Annotated in this window: 17 protein-coding genes, 1 pseudogene and 1 other annotated feature; of the genes and pseudogenes, 7 read left to right on the forward strand and 11 right to left on the reverse strand. The window is 52.6% G+C overall.

What is annotated here, in order from left to right:
- Positions 1 to 44 precede the first annotated feature (44 nt).
- Positions 45 to 1808, reverse strand: coding sequence for a 30S ribosomal protein S12 methylthiotransferase accessory factor YcaO (gene ycaO, locus NAL19_RS08685; protein WP_263059439.1), 1764 nt, complete (start codon positions 1806 to 1808; stop codon positions 45 to 47).
- A 328-nt stretch (positions 1809 to 2136) separates the two neighbouring features.
- On the opposite strand from ycaO, the gene serC reads away from it, so the two are divergent.
- The 6 genes from serC (at position 2137) to NAL19_RS08715 (ending at position 9948) form a co-directional block, all read left to right on the forward strand.
- Positions 2137 to 3222, forward strand: a complete 1086-nt coding sequence (serC, locus tag NAL19_RS08690) for a 3-phosphoserine/phosphohydroxythreonine transaminase (RefSeq protein ID WP_263059440.1) — start codon at positions 2137 to 2139, stop codon at positions 3220 to 3222.
- Positions 3223 to 3428: 206 nt separating this feature from the next.
- The gene (gene aroA / locus NAL19_RS08695) at positions 3429 to 4718 is read left to right on the forward strand and encodes a 3-phosphoshikimate 1-carboxyvinyltransferase (RefSeq protein ID WP_263059441.1); all 1290 of its coding nucleotides are present in this window, start codon (positions 3429 to 3431) and stop codon (positions 4716 to 4718) included.
- 222 nt (positions 4719 to 4940) lie between these two features.
- Positions 4941 to 5618 (forward strand): (d)CMP kinase, encoded by a 678-nt coding sequence (gene cmk, locus NAL19_RS08700; RefSeq protein WP_225087848.1) that lies wholly within the window; start codon positions 4941 to 4943, stop codon positions 5616 to 5618.
- Between the two features lie 115 nt (positions 5619 to 5733).
- Positions 5734 to 7407, forward strand: a complete 1674-nt coding sequence (rpsA, locus tag NAL19_RS08705; RefSeq protein WP_180741250.1) for a 30S ribosomal protein S1 — start codon at positions 5734 to 5736, stop codon at positions 7405 to 7407.
- 91 nt (positions 7408 to 7498) lie between these two features.
- Positions 7499 to 7783 (forward strand): integration host factor subunit beta, encoded by a 285-nt coding sequence (gene ihfB, locus NAL19_RS08710; protein ID WP_005967571.1) that lies wholly within the window; start codon positions 7499 to 7501, stop codon positions 7781 to 7783.
- A 308-nt stretch (positions 7784 to 8091) separates the two neighbouring features.
- Entirely contained in the window at positions 8092 to 9948 is a 1857-nt protein-coding gene (locus NAL19_RS08715; RefSeq protein ID WP_263059442.1) for an amidohydrolase, read from the forward strand.
- 66 nt (positions 9949 to 10014) lie between these two features.
- On the opposite strand, the gene hisIE is transcribed toward NAL19_RS08715, so the two are convergent.
- The 9 genes from hisIE to hisL form a co-directional block, all read right to left on the reverse strand.
- Entirely contained in the window at positions 10015 to 10647 is a 633-nt protein-coding gene (gene hisIE / locus NAL19_RS08720) for a bifunctional phosphoribosyl-AMP cyclohydrolase/phosphoribosyl-ATP diphosphatase HisIE (RefSeq protein ID WP_225087850.1), read from the reverse strand.
- On the reverse strand, positions 10641 to 11417 hold the full coding sequence (hisF, locus tag NAL19_RS08725; RefSeq protein ID WP_010277156.1) for an imidazole glycerol phosphate synthase subunit HisF: 777 nt from the start codon (positions 11415 to 11417) through the stop codon (positions 10641 to 10643). Before hisF ends, hisIE begins: the two co-directional genes overlap by 7 nt.
- Entirely contained in the window at positions 11399 to 12136 is a 738-nt protein-coding gene (gene hisA, locus NAL19_RS08730) for a 1-(5-phosphoribosyl)-5-[(5-phosphoribosylamino)methylideneamino]imidazole-4-carboxamide isomerase (RefSeq protein WP_263059443.1), read from the reverse strand. The genes hisF and hisA overlap by 19 nt, the downstream gene beginning before the upstream one ends.
- A gap of 6 nt (positions 12137 to 12142) precedes the next feature.
- Positions 12143 to 12733 carry an imidazole glycerol phosphate synthase subunit HisH gene (gene hisH / locus NAL19_RS08735; protein ID WP_010301044.1) on the reverse strand — a complete coding sequence of 197 codons (591 nt, stop codon included), beginning with the start codon at positions 12731 to 12733 and terminating at the stop codon, positions 12143 to 12145.
- A complete protein-coding gene (hisB, locus tag NAL19_RS08740) occupies positions 12733 to 13800 on the reverse strand; it encodes a bifunctional histidinol-phosphatase/imidazoleglycerol-phosphate dehydratase HisB (protein WP_263059444.1) in 1068 nt (355 codons plus the stop codon). The genes hisH and hisB overlap by 1 nt, the downstream gene beginning before the upstream one ends.
- Before the next feature lie 15 nt (positions 13801 to 13815).
- On the reverse strand, positions 13816 to 14889 hold the full coding sequence (gene hisC, locus NAL19_RS08745) for a histidinol-phosphate transaminase (protein ID WP_263059445.1): 1074 nt from the start codon (positions 14887 to 14889) through the stop codon (positions 13816 to 13818).
- Positions 14886 to 16214 (reverse strand): histidinol dehydrogenase, encoded by a 1329-nt coding sequence (gene hisD / locus NAL19_RS08750; protein ID WP_263059446.1) that lies wholly within the window; start codon positions 16212 to 16214, stop codon positions 14886 to 14888. Before hisD ends, hisC begins: the two co-directional genes overlap by 4 nt.
- Before the next feature lie 5 nt (positions 16215 to 16219).
- The gene (gene hisG / locus NAL19_RS08755) at positions 16220 to 17119 is read right to left on the reverse strand and encodes an ATP phosphoribosyltransferase (protein ID WP_263059447.1); all 900 of its coding nucleotides are present in this window, start codon (positions 17117 to 17119) and stop codon (positions 16220 to 16222) included.
- Positions 17120 to 17240: 121 nt separating this feature from the next.
- Positions 17241 to 17362: a sequence feature (His leader region), on the reverse strand.
- The gene (gene hisL, locus NAL19_RS08760; RefSeq protein ID WP_106389040.1) at positions 17338 to 17385 is read right to left on the reverse strand and encodes a his operon leader peptide; all 48 of its coding nucleotides are present in this window, start codon (positions 17383 to 17385) and stop codon (positions 17338 to 17340) included. (Overlaps the previous feature by 25 nt.)
- Before the next feature lie 295 nt (positions 17386 to 17680).
- Here hisL and NAL19_RS08765 point away from each other — a divergent pair, with 295 nt between their 5' ends.
- Complete coding sequence (locus NAL19_RS08765; protein ID WP_225087856.1) at positions 17681 to 18526, forward strand: SDR family oxidoreductase; 846 nt, start codon at positions 17681 to 17683, stop codon at positions 18524 to 18526.
- Between the two features lie 114 nt (positions 18527 to 18640).
- On the opposite strand, the pseudogene NAL19_RS08770 reads toward NAL19_RS08765, so the two are convergent.
- Positions 18641 to 19522, reverse strand: a pseudogene (locus NAL19_RS08770) (methyl-accepting chemotaxis protein); the annotation flags it as partial.
- Positions 19523 to 19785 lie beyond the last annotated feature (263 nt).

A 19785-nucleotide genomic window follows, 5' to 3' on the forward strand; every position in this document is an offset into this window, starting at 1 on the left:
GTGTACTTATCAATATAAGACGCGCGGGCTGCCGCCGTCAGACATTATTTTGCTTGCCAGTAACGGCGTTTAGCTTTCTGCAGTTTTTCATAGGCAGCCAGCAGTGACTGGTGTGCAGGCAACGTGGCAAAGGTGTCATCCACGGCAAACAAGCCGTAGAAGCAAGCTTCGCCAGCCACGGCGGCACTGGCGGCATCAACCGTTTCACTGCCGTACATTTTGGTAAAGGCGTCGTAATATTCTGCCGGGTCGCGTTCAGGCTCCTGTGCCAGTAACAGCAGGGTCTGAAGGCAACGATAATAATTGCTGCGCTGCGCTGTAAAGACGGAGTCGTTGAAGTCCTGAGTCCACTCTGTCCAGCTTAAGGCCTGATCCAGATCGCCGCCGGCCAGTGCCAACATCGCTTTCAATTCGCCAACACGCAGAGTAAACCAGCCATTATCTTTACCGGTAGCAATGCCGAGCAGTTCGCGTACGCGGGTGAAGTCATCCAGCCCTTCGTCATCCAGCTGTTGTAACAGAGCCAGATAGTCTTCTTTCTCCCATTTGCTGTCAGGCAGCGCCAGCAGCGTGTCACGCAGGTGAGCACCCATGCTGTTATTGGCCAATAACAGATCATCAGCAGGGTAGATGTCTGACATTCCCGGCACGATGATGCGGCAGGCATAAACAGAAAGATGCTCATAGTCGGCAATATAAACTTCTTTATCTTCTTGTTTGAAGATCGCCATTAGCGTCGCGAATTCTTCTTCCGTCGACCCTTTAAAGCTCCAGTCGGCAAATTCATAATCCGCGTCTTTCTTGAACATATCCCAGGAGATCAGGCCGCTGGAATCGATAAAGTGGGTTTCCAGATTGGCGTGTTCGGCCACTTCTTCATCATCAAACGTCGGTGGGGTGAAGACGTCCAGATCTTTCAGACCGCGACCTTGCAGCAGTTCGGTGACGGTACGCTCCAGTGCTACACCGAAATCCGGGTGCGCGCCGAAGGAGGCAAAACAGGTGCCGTTAGCCGGGTTAAACAGGACTACGCAGATAACCGGGTATTTTCCGCCCAATGAGGCATCGTAAGAGAAAATCGGGAAGCCTTCTTTCTCCAGCGTCGCAATCGCTTCGACCACGCCAGGGTAGCGATTCAGCACCGCTTGCGGAATTTCCGGCAGGCTGATCGACTCGGCAATGATGCGGTTTTTGATGCTGCGTTCGAACACTTCAGACAGCCCCTGAACGCGGGCTTCGTTGGCGGTGTTCCCGGCGGACATCCCGTTAGAAACGTACAGGTTACCGATGATATTCATCGGAATATACACGGTTTGCTGATCGGACTGGCGGGTAAACGGCAGTGCGCAAATGCCTCTGTCGGCATTGCCAGATTGCAGATCGATAAGATCGCTCGCGCTCAGCTCCTGCTCGGGATCGTAAAACTTGTGCAGGCGGGCGTCTAAAATGCCTTCCGGCAATGTGTCATCTGCCGGGATTGGGAACCATTTTTCATTCGGGTAGTGAACGAAATCACCGTTGGCGATTGTCTTGCCGAGATAGAAATCAGCGAAGAAATAGTTAGTAGACAGACGCTCGAAATACTCGCCTAACGCGGAAGCCAGTGCAGCTTTCTTACTGGCGCCTTTGCCGTTAGTGAAGCAGAGCGGGCAATCGCGGTCTCGAATATGGACAGACCAGACGTTTGGCACCGGGTTCAGCCATGACGCTTCTTCGATGTTAAACCCCAGGTCCTGGAGCTGTTGTTGAAAACGGGCGATGGAGTCTTCCAGGGCGGCGTCTTTGCCTGGGATAAACGTTTGAGTCATGGAGTTCACTCTTATCGAGATTAACGGAAGCGGCATGATACGGATTTTTCTGTCCAGACTCTATTTATTCATAACAGATCGGCAATGGTGAAAAAGAACAGACGGCGTAACGTGCCGTTTTGCATAATGAAAGCGCAATAAGCGTTGCAGCCGCGATTGACGAGTGATAAAACCGATAGCAGGGTAAAAGTAGTGTGGTTATAGCGGTCGTTCCGTTATAACTACTATCTTGTAACAGCGGTATTTTTATAACCGACAGGTTTATAAAAATGGTATTTGTAACAACGGTGATAAAACAGCCGCTATTTTTCAGGTGTGGTGAGGGGAAATGACTCAGATTTTTAATTTTAGCGCCGGTCCAGCAATGCTGCCGGTTGAAGTACTGCGTCGTGCTGAACAGGAATTGTGTAATTGGAATGGCCTGGGTACGTCGGTCATGGAAATCAGCCACCGCAGTAAAGAGTTTATGCAGGTTGCCGCTGAATCCGAACAAGATCTGCGTGATTTGCTGAAAATCCCCTCCAACTACAAAGTGCTTTTTTGCCACGGCGGCGCTCGCGCGCAATTTGCGGCAGTCCCATTAAATCTTCTGGGCGAGCGTACCACGGCGGACTACATCGACGGCGGATATTGGGCGCACAGCGCAATTAATGAAGCAGAAAAGTACTGCACGCCTAACGTAATTGACGTGAAAACGCGTGTAGACGGCCTGCGCGGCATTAAACCGATGCGTGAATGGCAATTATCTGATGACGCGGCATTTGTACATTACTGCCCGAATGAAACCATTGACGGTATTGCGATTGAAGAAGAGCCGGATTTTGGCGACAAAATTGTGGTCGCCGACTATTCTTCCAGCATCCTGTCTCGCCGTATTGACGTCAGCCGCTATGGCGTGATCTACGCCGGTGCGCAGAAAAATATCGGCCCTGCGGGTCTGACACTGGTTATTGTGCGTGACGATTTGCTGGGTAAAGCGCGCCGTGAGCTGCCATCGATTCTGGATTATCAGATCCTGGCGGACAATGACTCCATGTTCAACACGCCGCCGACCTTTGCCTGGTATCTGTCCGGTATGGTCTTCAAATGGCTGAAAGAGCACGGCGGTCTTGCTGAAATGGAAAAACGCAACCAGGAGAAAGCCGACCTGCTGTATAGCGCGATTGACGGTAATGATTTCTATCGTAATGATGTCGCGGTAGCGAACCGTTCTCGTATGAATGTACCGTTCCTGCTGGCGGATGCTGCGCTGGATAAAGTCTTCCTGGAAGAATCCGTTGCCGCGGGCTTGCATGCGCTGAAAGGCCACCGTGTAGTGGGCGGCATGCGTGCGTCGATCTACAACGCCATGCCGTTGGAAGGCGTGAAAGCGCTGACTGAATTTATGGCTGACTTCGCACGTCGCCACGGTTGATTAATACGACCTCGCTATACCCTAAATAATTCGAGTTTCAGGCAGGCGGCAAGAGAAGGCATCCCGATGAGCTTACTCAAGTAAGTGATTCGGGTGACTAAACGTAGCCAACGCACATGCAACTTGAAGTATGACGGGTATATACATTTTGATAAACCCCGGGCTTACCGGGGTTTTTATGTCCACGTTGAAAGAATAGGCTTTACATGCAGGAATCCCTGACCCTACAACCCATCAAGCTGATTAACGGTACCCTTAACCTTCCAGGCTCAAAAAGCGTCTCTAACCGCGCGCTGTTGCTGGCCGCCTTGTCCGAAGGAAAGACCCGGCTGACTAACCTGTTAGACAGTGATGATGTCCGCCATATGCTGACCGCGTTAACGGCGCTGGGCGTGGAATATCATCTGTCCTCCGATCGGACCGTGTGTGAGATTACCGGTCTGGGGGGCGCGTTTACGGCATCGCAACCGCTGGAGCTGTTTTTAGGGAACGCGGGTACAGCAATGCGCCCCCTGGCCGCTGCGCTGTGCCTGACGGATGGCGACATTGTGCTGACGGGTGAGCCCCGTATGAAAGAACGGCCAATCGGGCATCTGGTCGACGCACTGCGTCAGGGCGGGGCGAAAATTGATTATCTGGAGCAGGAAAACTATCCGCCGCTGCGTCTGCACGGCGGTTTTCAGGGCGGCGAAATCAGTGTCGATGGTAGCGTATCCAGCCAGTTCCTGACGGCGCTGTTGATGACCGCGCCTCTGGCCGCGCAGGATACGCAAATCAGCATTCAGGGCGATCTGGTTTCTAAACCGTATATCGATATCACGCTGCACATGATGAAAGCGTTTGGTATTGAAGTACGTAATGAGAACTACCAACACTTTTTTGTTGCGGGGCGCCAGCAGTATCGCTCTCCGGGCGACTATCTGGTGGAAGGCGATGCGTCATCAGCGTCTTATTTCCTGGCGGCCGCGGCGATTAAAGGCGGCGTGGTGCGCGTGACCGGTGTTGGTCGTAATAGCGTGCAGGGCGATATTCGCTTCGCCGATGTTCTGGAAAAGATGGGGGCGATCGTGCACTGGGGCGAGGATTATATCGAATGCGAACGCGGTGAACTGCATGCGATCGACATGGATATGAACCACATTCCCGATGCCGCGATGACTATCGCGACGGCGGCGCTTTTCGCACAGGGCGGTACGACTACGCTGCGTAATATCTATAACTGGCGCGTGAAAGAGACCGATCGTCTGGCCGCCATGGCGATTGAGCTGCGTAAAGTGGGCGCGGAAGTGGAAGAGGGTAACGACTACATTCGCATTACGCCGCCAACCAAGCTGAAAGTGGCAGAAATCGGGACGTACAACGATCATCGTATGGCGATGTGTTTCTCGCTGGTGGCGCTGTCGGATACGCCGGTCACGATTCTTGATCCAAAATGTACCGCTAAAACCTTCCCCGACTACTTCGAACAGCTGGCGCGCCTCAGCGAACTGGCTTAATGCTTCTCTAAGGCACGGTCTCCGTGCCTTTTTTCTGGCTCTGCTTCTCTCAAACGGCGCTCTGTTTTTCTTTCTGAATTGCGCGCTGCATTCAGAGAATGCCTTATTTTTCCCACCATTCCGGCATTTGGGTAACCTTTCTCTGCATTGATGCGTATAATGAGGCTCCGTGATGCCATAAAACGGCATAAGCGGAACTTCCCAGTATTAAAGGAGAGAGAAATGACGGTGATGGCACCGGTAATTACGGTTGACGGACCGAGCGGCGCAGGCAAAGGTACCTTGTGTAAGGCATTGGCTGAAGCTTTACAGTGGAATTTGCTGGACTCGGGAGCTATCTATCGTGTTTTGGCTCTGGCGGCGTTACACCACCATGTCGATATCAGTTCGGAAGACGCACTGGTCCCGCTGGCCTCTCATCTTGATGTGCGCTTTGTGGCAGAAGACGGGCAGTTAAAAGTCATTCTGGAAGGCGAGGACGTTAGCCACGAAATTCGGACAGAAGCGGTGGGTAATACGGCTTCTCAGGCTGCGGCGTTTCCTCGTGTTCGTGAAGCATTATTACGTCGGCAGCGTGCTTTCCGTGAAGCCCCAGGGCTGATTGCCGATGGTCGTGATATGGGTACTGTCGTTTTTCCTGATGCGCCCGTGAAGATTTTCCTGGATGCCAGCGCGGAAGAACGCGCACAACGTCGCATGCTACAGTTGCAGGGGAAAGGCTTTAATGTTAACTTTGAACGTCTTTTGTCTGAGATAAAAGAACGGGATGAGCGCGATCGCAACCGTCCTGTTGCGCCGTTAGTACCGGCTGCTGATGCGTTGGTGCTGGATTCAACGGAAATGACAATCGATGAAGTGATAGCGCGCGCGTTGGCTTATGCCCGCGAAATTTTAGCGTAATCACAGAACACAGAATTTTTACCTCGCTGTAAGGATGCACAGCGGGGCATGTTAAACAACCCCATCGAGCAGGATGCCAGATGGACGTTAAATTGAAACCCTTAAGATTATCAACATGACTGAATCTTTTGCTCAACTCTTTGAAGAATCCCTGAAAGAAATCGAAACCCGTCCTGGTTCCATCGTACGCGGTGTTGTTGTTGCTATTGACAAAGATGTCGTACTGGTTGACGCCGGTCTGAAATCTGAATCTGCCATTCCGGTAGAGCAATTCAAGAATGCATCAGGCGAACTGGAAATTCAGGTTGGTGATGAAGTTGACGTTGCTCTGGACGCTATCGAAGATGGCTTCGGTGAAACGCTGCTTTCTCGCGAAAAAGCTAAACGTCATGAAGCATGGCTGACGCTGGAAAAAGCCTACGAAGAAGCTGCAACGGTTACCGGTATTATCAACGGTAAAGTTAAAGGCGGTTTCACTGTTGAGCTGAACGGCATTCGTGCGTTCCTGCCAGGTTCTCTGGTAGACGTTCGTCCGGTTCGCGATACGCTGCATCTGGAAGGCAAAGAGCTTGAGTTCAAAGTTATCAAGCTGGATCAGAAACGCAACAACGTTGTTGTTTCCCGCCGTGCAGTTATCGAATCTGAAAACAGCGCTGAGCGCGATCAACTGCTGGAAAACCTGCAGGAAGGCATGGAAGTTAAAGGTATCGTTAAGAACCTTACTGACTACGGTGCATTCGTTGATCTGGGCGGCGTTGATGGCCTGCTGCATATCACTGATATGGCTTGGAAACGTGTTAAACATCCAAGCGAAATCGTCAATGTGGGCGACGAAATCACTGTTAAAGTGCTGAAGTTCGACCGCGAGCGTACTCGTGTATCTCTGGGCCTGAAACAACTGGGCGAAGATCCATGGGTTGCTATCGCTAAACGTTACCCAGAAAGCACGCGTCTGACTGGCCGCGTGACTAACCTGACTGACTACGGCTGCTTCGTTGAAATCGAAGAAGGCGTTGAAGGTCTGGTACACGTTTCCGAAATGGATTGGACCAACAAAAACATCCACCCATCCAAAGTTGTTAACGTTGGTGACGTAGTGGAAGTGATGGTTCTGGATATCGACGAAGAACGTCGTCGTATCTCTCTGGGCCTGAAACAGTGCAAATCTAACCCATGGCAGCTGTTCGCAGAAACCCACAACAAGGGCGACCGCGTTGAAGGTAAAATCAAGTCTATCACTGACTTCGGTATCTTCATCGGCCTGGATGGCGGCATCGATGGTCTGGTGCACCTGTCCGACATCTCCTGGAACGTGGCTGGCGAAGAAGCCGTTCGCGAATACAAGAAAGGTGATGAAATCGCCGCTGTTGTTCTGCAGGTTGACGCAGAGCGCGAGCGTATCTCCCTGGGCGTGAAACAACTGGCTGAAGATCCGTTCAATAACTACCTGTCTGTTAACAAGAAAGGTGCTATTGTTACTGGTAAAGTTACAGCAGTTGACGCCAAAGGTGCTACAGTTGAATTAGCAGACGGCGTAGAAGGCTACCTGCGTGCTTCTGAAGCGTCTCGTGACCGCGTTGAAGACGCAACACTGGTACTGAACGTTGGCGACAGCGTTGAAGCAAAATACACCGGTGTTGATCGTAAAAACCGCGTTGTTAGCCTGTCTGTTCGTGCGAAAGACGAAGCTGACGAGAAAGATGCAATCGCAACTGTCAACAACAAGCCTGAAGAAAGCAATTTCTCCAACGCAATGGCAGAAGCGTTCAAAGCAGCTAAAGGCGAGTAATCACAACGGTAGAATGAGCAACGCGAGTTGCTCATTCTTCTAACGGTAGTCAGTTATCCTGGTTATTGATAGCCACGCATTTGGAGGAGCTATGACCAAGTCTGAACTTATTGAAAGGCTTGCTGGACAGCAATCTCATATCCCGGCCAAAGTGGTTGAGGATGCAGTGAAAGAAATGCTTGAACAAATGGCTTCTACGTTAGCCGAAGGCGACCGTATTGAAATCCGTGGGTTTGGCAGCTTCTCACTTCACTACCGTGCACCGCGTGTAGGTCGTAATCCGAAGACGGGTGACAAAGTTGAGCTGGAAGGCAAGTACGTCCCTCACTTTAAGCCGGGCAAGGAACTCCGCGACCGCGCTAACATTTATGGTTAATCGCTAGTCATAAATGCCAGCCTTATAGAAGCACCCTTTATTGGGTGCTTTTTTTATGTTTATCGTTATTCTTCTTGTCTCCAAAATGCTACGCGATAGGTGCCTTAGACTGATGATCAATCAGGGGCTATCCTACGCTGTACGCCTCTTCTTTCCTGCTTATTTGATCAACTCAGTGACCATTCGCACACGAAACATGAATTTTTTTATTTTCAACTGTGTGGGTGTTGATGTTTTGATGGTTGTTGCCTGTTTTTCATTCGGTACATTAACATTTCTAATGCGTTATCTCTAAATAAGCAAAGTGTATGAGTGAAGCGTGTGGTCATTCCAGCAGCATAAACTGTTCCTGTTGTAGTCCTCTGTGGAAATCATTCCTCCCTAAAACGTCAATTGAGATCCCGAAAGAAGAAAATAGTCTGTTTACCGAAACGAAATTATTCCGTTCTGCGCCAAATAAAGACGGTAGCCCCGGAAAAGCGATTCTGACGCTGGAGGACGGGCGGGACGTTGCGGTTGAAGCAATGGGAATTCATGACGGACGGGTGGTTGCAACGGGTTCATACCAGGATGTGAAGGCCAAAATGCCGAAAAACACATCGGAGCACCTATTATCAGGTAAGCAAACACTGTTGCCGGGTCTGATTGAACCGCATGTACATATCATCAATACGGCGATGTTATCTGCTATCGGCAATGATGTTAGCCCGTTTGAAGAACAGATATTGCGCAAAAATTATAATAGAGACTGGGTGACATCCAATCTGGCTAAGAAGGTGGTGGGAAAGTCCGATTCGGACTGGCTTATTGGCTTTGGTGCCGACCCTTCCTTGTTTATTGGTGGAGATAAGGAATTCAATGCCAACATTCTTGATGAGCATGTGACGGATAAAATACCCGTTTTTGTCATCAATGCCTCGATGCACCTTGCCTATATCAACACCTGTGCCATTAAACTTGTCAAAACCAAAGGTGTTGATGCGCCATCAGACGGCATTCTGAAAGAAATCGTGGGTATAAAGCCCGTTGTGGACGTCATGACCAATAGTTACCCTCAAACAGAATTGGCGGCGAAGTTAGTTGCCGCAGTGCACCATTTGTTTGGTGTGGCGAGTCAGCGCGGTGTGACTTATATGCTTGATGCGGGCGTTGAACCCAAAAGTGAGCAGGCTGCTTTTGATCAAGTGAACTTGCTGAATAAATGGGCGCATCTGCCGGGCTGTCCGGTGCGGATTGGTGGCGCGCTGCTCGTGACGAGTGATAGTGATTTTAAGAGTAACGTGGTTGATTCTTACTCCCCAGGATACGGTGATGAACATTTTCACTTACCGTATATCAAGATTATTTCGGATGGCTCTAATCAAGGACTGACGGGATATCAATCTTCGCCATATTGCTGTAACAGCCGCTATGAAAAAACACCGAGCGAAACAAATGTGGGGGCTTTCAACTTCGATCCTCTCACGAGCATCAATACGCTGGTGGGGAGCGTTGTGCAACATAAATGGCCGTTGATGATTCATACGAATGGCGATGAAGCCATTAGGCTAACGTTAGCGTCATTTAAAGAGGTGGGTGTGACATCGGCAACTTATGAACAGCGCCGCGATCGTTTGGAACATGCGTCCCTGCTGACTGATGACCATCTGTCTGAAATGAAGCTACGCGGTATTTCACCTAGCTTCTTAATTGGTCATGTGGGGTATTGGGGCTGGGCATTTCAGCAAACTATATTGGGAGAGGAGCGGGCCGATCACCTCGACCGCTGCCAATCCGCGCTTGATCACGGCATGAAGATTACGCTACACAGCGATAACGGTGTTACGCCACTTGGCCCACTGCGCATGATGGAACAGGCTATTTCACGGGTGATGGAAGGCGCACCTCAACAGGAGACTCCTGCTGTGTTGCGCGATCAAGAGCGGATTTCCCGTTTCGCAGCGCTTAAAGCCGCGACCTATGATGCCGCCTGGCAATGTCATGCAGATCGGTGGGTAGGTTCGCTCGTCGCAGGTAAATGTGCTGACTTTGTGATTCTGGCGGATTCTCCGCTGACCTATGACTCAGCAGATAAGAATAACCCGGTCAACGATATGCGTCATATCTCGGTTCTGGAAACCTGGAAAGGGGGACGTAAAGTGCATTTAGGCGCGGAGCACTCTTAACGTCACGATGTGTCATGCTAAAACCCCGCGTTATCATTGACCGATAACGCGGGGAAAGGCTTACTTTTATTTATTGTGGCGATCTTTCAGACGATTGATGATGGTCGCCAGATCTAAATCCTGATCCTGCAACAGCACCAGCAGATGGTACATTAAATCCGCGGCTTCATTGGTCAGCTCTTCGCGGTCATGCACCGTTGCCGCGAGTGCGGTTTCCAGTCCTTCTTCCCCCACTTTCTGCGCAATGCGCTTGGTGCCGCTGGCGTACAGGCGTGCGGTATACGAGCTATCCGGGTCAGCGTGCTTACGCTCGGCCAGCAGTTGCTCCAACTGATAAAGGAACGTCCAGTCGCTGGCGGCAGGCGAGAAGCAGCTGCTGGTTCCCAGATGACAGGTTGGCCCGATAGGATTAACCAGAATCAGCAACGTATCATTATCGCAGTCTGGCGTAATCGAGACGACATTCAGGAAATGGCCGGAAGATTCGCCTTTGGTCCACAACCGCTGCTTGGTACGTGAGAAAAACGTGACTTTACCGCTTTCTTCCGTAGCCTGTAAGGCGTCCTGATTCATGTAGCCCAGCATCAATACTTCACCGGATACCGCGTGTTGCACGACAACAGGCAGCATACCGTCCGTTTTTTCCCAATCGAGTTGGTTTCGTTGTTCGTCGTTTAGAAAAACCGCTTCGCTTAACACACTCGAATCTCCACACCCTGTTGCTTAAGATATTGTTTCAGTTCGCCAATATTAATAATTTGCTTGTGAAACACCGATGCTGCCAGCGCGCCATCCACGTGGGCGGTCTGGAATGCATCCAGAAAATGTTCCATGGTGCCTGCGCCGCCGGAAGCGATAAGTGGAACATGACAGACATCACGCACCAGATTTAACTGGTGTAAATCATAGCCGTTGCGCACGCCGTCCTGATTCATCATGTTCAGCACAATCTCACCCGCACCGCGCTTTTGCACTTCCTCTACCCAATCCAGCGTTTCCCAGGTCGTAACCTTGGTGCGCGCTTCATCACCCGTGTATTGATTGACGTGATAGCGACCCGTTGCGGCATCATGCCAGGTATCAATCCCAACGACGATGCACTGCACGCCATAGCGGTCAGCCAGCCGGGTAATCAGCTCTGGGTCAGCCAGCGCCGGTGAGTTGATGGAAATCTTATCCGCGCCGAAAGAGAGGATTTGGCCTGCTTCTTCCACGCTCTTAATGCCGCCCGCCACGCAAAAGGGAATATCGATGACTTCCGCAACGCGGGATACCCAGCTTTTATCGACCACACGGCCATCGGAAGAGGCGGTGATATCATAAAAAACCAGCTCATCGGCGCCTTCCTGCGCGTAGCGCTGGGCCAGTGGCACGATGTCACCGATAATTTCGTGATTGCGGAACTGCACGCCTTTGACGACTTGGCCGTTACGCACGTCCAGACAGGGGATTATCCGTTTTGCCAGCATGAAATAGCCTCCGCGACGTTAAATTTACCTTCCAGCAGCGCACGGCCCACGATAACGCCCTGCACACCGCTACCGCGTAAATTGGCGATATCTTCCAGATTGCCGATACCGCCGGATGCCTGAAAGGCGATCTGCGGGTAGCGCTGGCTGATTTCACGATAGAGTTCGACGTTGGAACCGCTCAGCGTACCGTCACGGGAAATATCGGTGCACAGAACATGCTTCAGACCGAACGGCAAATACTGTTCGACGACCTGCTCAAGCGTGGCGTCAGAATTTTCCTGCCAGCCGCTGATGGCGACAAATTTCGTGCCGTTGGCATCGATACGCACGTCCAGCGCCAGCACCAGCGCTTCTGCACCGTAGCGAGTTAACCATTGCTGAACGAGTTCGGGTTGTTTCACGGCGGTGGAACCGATGACCACACGGCTGGCTCCGGCTTTTAATAGCGCTTCCACGTCCTGCTCGGTGCGGATGCCGCCGCCGATCTGAACCGGTACACTCACGCCAGCCAACAGCGTGGTTAATAGCGGAATCTGGCGGGCAGAGGGATCTTTGGCTCCAGTCAAATCCACCAAGTGCAGCACGCCAGCCCCTTGCTGCTGGTAATCCTGCAAGCGGGGAAGCGGATCGCTGCCGTACTGGCGCTGTTGGCCATAATCACCCTGATGCAGACGGACAACCTGTCCATCAATCAGATCTAATGCGGGAATAATCATGACGCTCTACATCTCCAGAAAGTTTTTCAGCAACTGCGCGCCCGCAGCACCAGAACGCTCAGGGTGAAACTGCACGCCAAAGAAGTTATCTTTTTCCAGCGCGGCGGTGAACGCTTCACCATAGTTGGCTTGTGCAATCGTGTTTTCGCAGACCGGCATGGCGTAGCTGTGAACGAAATAGAAATAGGCGCCGTCATCGATATCGCGGAACAAACGGTGTCCGGCCTTCGGAATCACCTGATTCCAGCCCATGTGTGGCAGCGGCAAGCCGTGGTCAACCATTTTTTTCACCGGTGAATCGACGATCCCCAATGTTGGGATTCCGCCATTTTCGTCGCTGTTTGTGCCCAGTAACTGCATACCGAGGCAAATGCCGAGAACGGGCTGGGTGCAGGCCTTGATCAGCGCAATCAGGTCGCGTTCTTCCAGTTGATTCATCGCCGCCTGCGCGGTGCCAACGCCCGGCAGAAACAGCTTGTCTGCCTGTAGGACAATCTCGGCCTCGCGGCTAACAACAGGTGTATATCCTAGCCGCTGCACGGCATAGGTCACCGAAGAGAGATTGGCGCAGCCGGTATCAAGAATGACGACCTTCATCAGAGCACTCCTTTCGAGCTCGGCAGCGTATCACCCTCGACGCGGATGGCCTGCCGCAGCGTACGCCCGAAGACCTTAAACAGGCTTTCCACACGATGATGATCGTTACGCCCCTTGGTTTTCAGGTGCAGCGTACAGGCCATGGAATAAGACAGTGAACGGAAGAAGTGTTCGACCATTTCGGTGCTCAGGTCGCCCACGCGCTGGTAGCTGAATTCCGCTTTGTATTCCAGATGTGGACGCCCGGAAATATCCAGCGCACAGCGTGCCAGGCACTCATCCATTGGCAGGACAAAGCCAAAACGACCGATACCGCGTTTGTCACCCAGTGCTTTATTCAACGCCTCGCCCAGCGCCAGACCGGTATCTTCCACCGTGTGGTGATCGTCAATATACAGGTCGCCTTTCACTTCAATATTCATGCGGAAGCCGCCGTGAGTGGCGATTTGATCCAGCATGTGATCGAAGAAACCGACGCCGGTGTTAATTTTGCTGCCGCCTTCCTGATCCAGCCAGACGTTCACATCAATCGCGGTTTCACGCGTAACGCGGTTAACGTGGGCATGACGGTTACGTTTGGTTAGCTGATTGGTAATGGCTTGCCAGTTCAGCCCGCCGCGCTGGTAGAGCAGGCCAGTAATGCCCATGTTTTGCGCCAGTTGGATATCGGTCTGGCGGTCGCCGATGACATAGCTGTGCGCCACATCCATCATGCCATCATTCAGATAGCGGGTTACCAGCTCAGTTCTGGGCTTGCGGCAAGCGCAGTTATCCGCTGGCAAATGTGGACAGATCAGCACTTGTTCAAACTGGATGCCTTGCGATGTCAGAATCTGCATCATCAGGTTATGCGGTGGATCGAAGGTTTCCTGCGGAAAGCTCTCGGTTCCCAGCCCATCCTGATTCGTGATCATCACCAGCGTATAACCGGCCTTTTGCAGTGCCAGCAGCGAAGGAATGACATCTGGTTCCAGCGCCAGTTTATCCAGACGGTCAACCTGAAAATCCTCAGGCGGTTCAGCAATCAGTGTTCCGTCACGGTCGATAAAGAGGTATTTCTGGCCCACGTGAGCTCCTTAAAATTAAGCGTTGATGCCCGGCAATGATTGTAATGCAGCAACAACGCGTTCACATTCGTAGCGGTTGCCGATAGTAATGCGCAAACAGCCCGCAAGGCTCGGTTGCTTATTTTGGTCACGCAGAATAATGCCCTGATCCCACAGCGTTTTAAATACCGAAGGGGAGGCGGTAAAGCGCACCAGCAGATAGTTACTCTCGCTGGGGAAGACTTCTTCAATGCAGGGAATGTCTTTCAAGGCATCACTCAGCCAGCGGCGAGCGGACGTAATCTCCTCAACATTTGCCTTCATTTTGGCGACGCCTTCACGACTCAGCGCCTGCGCCGCAATATCTGCCACAGGGGTGGACAGCGGATAAGGTGCAATGACTTTCAACAGAAGCTGAATCACTTCAGGGTTTGCCAGCGTAAAGCCACAGCGCAATCCGGCGAGCGAAAAGGCTTTGGACAAGGTACGCAGAATCACCAAATGGGGGAATTCGTCCAGCCAGACCGAGGTGGTCGCCTGCGGGCAGAATTCGATGTAGGCCTCATCGATAACAACCAGCGCTTTCCCCTGTGCCAGCGTGAGCAACTGGCGTAAATCTTCCCGTGCAATCAGATTGCCGGTTGGGTTATTCGGGCTGCAAACGTAAACGACTTTGGTGCCGTCCAACTGTGCTTCAATCGCATCGAGATCCAACTGCCAGTCTGATTTACTGGCTACGGTGCGGCGTTCCACGCCGAACGTTTCGGCGCTGACGGCGTACATACCGTAAGTTGGTGGACAGAACAGGATGGCGTCTTTCCCCGGCTCGCAGAATGCGCGGATCAGTAATTCAATCCCTTCGTCTGCGCCGCGGCTGACCAGAACCTGCTCTGGCTGTACACCGGCATACTCGGCGTAACGGTTGATCACCAGCGCTGGCTGACATTCCGGGTAGCGGTTCAGCGTCTGCAACGTCAGCTGATATTCCGGTGCTTCCGGGTATTCATTGGCGTTCAGCCAAACATCCCCGTTGCCGCCCAGACGACGGGCTGACTGGTAGGGGGTTAACGCACGGACGTTGGCGCGTGCCAGTTCTTCAATGCTGCTCATGCTTGCTCCTTCAGTGCTGCAACACGCAGGGTAACGGCGTTTTTGTGGGCAGTCAGCTGTTCGGCCTGTGCCAATGTTTCGATCGTCGGTGCCAGTTGCAGTAACCCCTGCGGCGTGAGCTGCTGTACAGTCATGCGCTTCTGGAAATCGGCCAGACCCAGGCTTGAATAGGTTGAGGTATAGCCATAGGTCGGCAGAACGTGGTTAGTGCCGGAGGCGTAGTCGCCAGCGGATTCCGGTGACCAGTCGCCCAGAAATACGGAACCTGCGCTGGTGATGCTATCAACCAGTGATTCGGCGTCGCGCGTCTGGATGATCAGGTGCTCCGGGCCATATTGGTTACTAATTTCAACGCACTGCGCCAAATCACGCGCGACGATGACGCGGCTGCTGGCAAGCGCCTGACGCGCGATGTCCGCCCGGGACAGTTGCGTGAGTTGTTCTTCAACGGCATCCGCCACGGCTTTGGCCATCGCCGCGTCTGGCGTGAGCAGGATGACCTGTGAATCCGGGCCGTGTTCTGCCTGCGACAGCAAGTCGGAAGCGACAAATGCTGGCGTCGCACCGCTGTCGGCGATCACCAGAACTTCGGAGGGGCCAGCAGGCATATCAATGGCTGCGCCATCAAGCTGCTGGCTCACCTGACGCTTGGCTTCCGTGACATACGCGTTACCGGGGCCAAAAATTTTGTCCACTTTCGGTACGCTCTCGGTGCCAAATGCCATCGCAGCAATCGCTTGCGCGCCACCGAGCTGAAAGACTTCTTTAATACTGCACAGTTGAGCGGCATACAGAATTTCATCGGCAATCGGCGGCGGCGAACACAGCACAACGCGGCCGCAGCCAGCGATGCGTGAAGGCGTTCCCAGCATCAGCACGGTTGACGGCAACGGCGCTGAACCGCCGGGAATGTACAGACCGACCGTCGCGATAGGGCGAGTGATCTGCTGGCAACGCACGCCCGGCTGCGTTTCGATATCGACAGTCGGCAGCTTTTGCGCGTTGTGGAATGTTTCGATATTACGCACGGCGATCGCCATCGCCTGTTTGACGTCATCACCCAGACGCGCTGCGGCAGCGGCGATCTCGGCATCGGTGACGCGAATGGCATTCACCTGAACTTTATCAAACTGGGCACTGTAGTCGCGCAGCGCGCTATCACCGAGGCTTTTCACGTTTGCCAGAATATCGCTCACGATGGCGGTAATACGGTCTGACGCGGAAATGGCCGGGCGAGTCAGTAACTGGCGCTGCTCTTCTGCTGAACAGCGTTGCCAGTCGACGAGCGTGCTGAAACTGCCGGTGCCGTTGGTGTTATCAGCCATCGTCATCACTCCATCATTTTTTCAATAGGCAGAACCAGAATGGAGCTGGCACCCAACGATTTCAGTTTTTCCATGGTTTCCCAGAACAGCGTTTCGCTGCTGACCATGTGCATGGCCACGCGACTTTGGTCACCAGCCAGCGGCAGAATGGTAGGGCGTTCGGCACCGGGCAGCAGGGAAATGACTTCTTCCAGACGTTCGCTCGGCGCGTGCAGCATGATGTATTTCGATTCACGTGCCTGAATCACGCCTTGCATACGGGTCAGCAGCTTATCGATCAACTGCTGTTTCTCTTCTGGCATCTCGCCGTCGCGCTGAATCAGGCAGGCTTTGGAACGGTAAATCACTTCCACTTCGCGCAGGCCGTTAGCTTCCAGCGTGGCACCGGTCGATACCAAATCGCAGATGGCGTCAGCCAGACCGGCACGTGGCGCAACTTCGACGGAACCGTTAAGCAGACAGGATTTGAAGCTGACAGATTGTCTGTCGAGATACTGTTTGAGCAGGTGAGGATACGAGGTGGCGATACGTTTGTTTTGCAGGCATTCCGGGCCGGTATAGGCTTCGTCCAGCGGCATCGCCAGCGACAGGCGGCAGCCGCCAAAGTCCAGACGGCGCAGCGTGAAGTAACGCGGATCTTCGCCCTGAGCGCGACGGTTTAACAGCTCTTCTTCCAGCACGTTTTCGCCGATGATGCCCAGATCGACTACGCCATCCATCACTAAACCGGGAATATCGTCATCGCGCACGCGCAGGATATCAATCGGCATATTTTCTGCGAACGCAATCAGACGCTGTTGCTGTAAGTTGATTTTGATCCCGCAGCGTGCCAGCAGTTCGCGTGAATCGTCGCTCAGGCGGCCTGACTTCTGCATTGCTATCCGTAAACGTGTTTTATCCAGCATGGAAACCTCATTAACCTGTCAAATTTAAATTTCTAGAAACATTGGGCCATAAAAAAACGTCTGGAACGTTTTTTAACGTTGCATAGCAACGGCCTGCAAGGTGCGCGCACGGATAGCGCGCATAAAAAAACCCTCGGAAGATGATCTTCCGAGGGCTCTCTTTGTGTTCTGCGCCACTGGAAGATCTGAACGTCTTCCAGCACCAACTGCCCGAAAGACTAATCAGGATGATGGTGATGATGGTGGTTAAACAGAACGCGTGTCATAAGTTATCTCTTTGTTGTACAAATGTTGTTGTGTCAGTATTTATTAAATCAGTAACGATTTGTCTGTCGAATAACCTAAACCATGTTCGGGCTGTTGTGCAACATTTTTTTAGCAGATGTGGGAAGTTCGTTTGGGTTGAGGAATGCGCCAGCATAATCGCATGGGATATTGGCGATTTATAGGCAGAAAGACCGGCTAAAACTGGGCGGGTTCCATAGCGATGCGCGTCAAAGCCGTTTACTCTGTAGGGATAGAGTAGGGGTAATTATAGGCTCCTTGCTGGGAGAACGGTTGATGAAAAAAGTAGCGATTGTGGGGTTGGGCTGGCTGGGCATGCCGCTGGCTTTGGCATTGAATGGGCACGGCTACCACGTAACGGGAACGAAAACCACGCGGGACGGCGCCGAGGCCGCGCGTATGAGTGGGATTGAGTGCTATCAGTTGGCGCTGACGCCGGAACTGGAATGCGACGCTGAGGAGCTTAACGCTTTACTACAACAGGCTGACGTATTAGTCGTGACGCTGCCCGCCAGCCGAACGGCGGAAGGGGGCGAAGGATATGCGCAGGCAGTACAGCAGTTGGTGAATATGGCGCGCGTGTTTCATGTCCCGCGCATCATCTTCACCAGTTCAACCTCGGTCTATGGTGATGGCAGCGGCACGGTAAGAGAAAGCTCGCCGCTACAGCCGACCACCGTGGCTGGGAAGACGCTGGCGTCTCTTGAACAGTGGTTACAGCACTTGCCCGATACTTCCGTGGATATCTTGCGCCTCTCTGGGTTAGTCGGTGGCGATCGCCATCCCGGACGTTTCCTTGCTGGTAAAACCAATTTGCCACGCGGCAACCACGGTGTGAACCTGGTGCATCAGGAAGATGTGCTGACGGCTATTCTGTTGCTGCTTAAGCTACCAAATAGTGGGCATATTTATAACTTGTGCGCACCAGAGCATCCGGCCAGACAGGATTTTTACCCCGAACAGGCGCGCAGACTGCACCTGTCTCCTCCGCAGTTTGCCCCCGTAACCGAGAACGGTCAGGGGCGGATTGTTGATGGGCAACGCATCTGTCATGAATTAGGGTTTGACTATCAGTATCCTGATCCTTCAACAATGCCGCTGAATGAAGGTTCGCAGCGCTAACGGCAATGTGTCTTAGGGCTTTTGATATCACGGCTCTTGATACGACGAATTTGACACGATGAATAAGGTACTTGATACGCTCGGATGCACATGAGTTTATCCGAGCGTGAGGAGTTAAAACGAGGTCCAATCACTTTCTGACGAGGCGACTTTTTTGTCCGCTGTTGATACACGTTTTGGCAACGCATGCCGTGGCGTAGCGGATAGTGCACGTGACGCGGCATGGTTGTCCGATTGGGAAACACGGAAATGTTCGAGCAATTTCTCTAACAGCACCGCCTGTTCCTCCAGCGAATTGGCAGAAGTGGAAGACTCCATCACCAGCGAGGCATTCTGTTGTGTCGTGGTGTCCAGCTCGCTGATGGCCTGTGCGATTTGCCCAATTTCCCGGCTCTGTTCTTCGGAGGCGGATGAGATTTCCCCCATGATGTCGTTCACGCGCTATACGGAAGCAACGATTTGCTCCATGGTTTCTCCGGCAACGGCAACCAGATGGCTACCTGCATTGGTACGTTCGACCGACTCTGCGATCAGTGCCTCAATGTCTTTGGCTGCCTGAGAGCTGCGCTGCGACAAACTGCGTACTTCACCAGCCACAACGGCAAAACCACGCCCTTGTTCACTGGCGCGTGCGGCTTCTACCGCCGCGTTCAGCGCCAGGATATTGGTTTGAAAGGCGATGCTGTTGATGGCGGTGGTGATATCGGCGATTTTTTTGGAGCTGGCCGCGATATTGTCCATGGTCGTCACAACCTGTTTCACAACCTCGCCGCCTTTAAGGGCATTTTTGGAAGCATCTGCAGCGATTTGGCTGGCATGCTTGGCGTTATCGGCGTTGTTTTTCACCGTAGACGTCAGTTCTTCCATGCTGGCGGCGGTTTCCACGACGGCGGTAGACTGCTGCTCGGTACGCGAAGAAAGGTCGCTATTACCGGCGGCAATCTTGGCCGCAGAGGCGGACACGCTGTCCACGCTGTCACGCACATCGCTGATCATAGCGTAACGGTACTCATACATCAGAGCAGAAGAAAAGTTTACTGGCAGTGTGGTATAGAAAAACGCCATTATCTGGTCGCTTCTGCTCACTTTTTTTCTATTAATCCGCTAAAGTAGTTTGGCAAACTGCCGATACCGTTTGCACAAATCTATATCGTATGATTTCAGGCACTCCGAACGTTTTCAATATGCAGCCAGTACGGTGGCATCGTGGTGGCACACATGTGACTTGAAAGGTAACGGAGAGGCGTGCATCAATATAA

The organism is Pectobacterium sp. F1-1 (assembly GCF_025643735.1).
Lineage (GTDB): Bacteria > Pseudomonadota > Gammaproteobacteria > Enterobacterales > Enterobacteriaceae > Pectobacterium > Pectobacterium colocasium.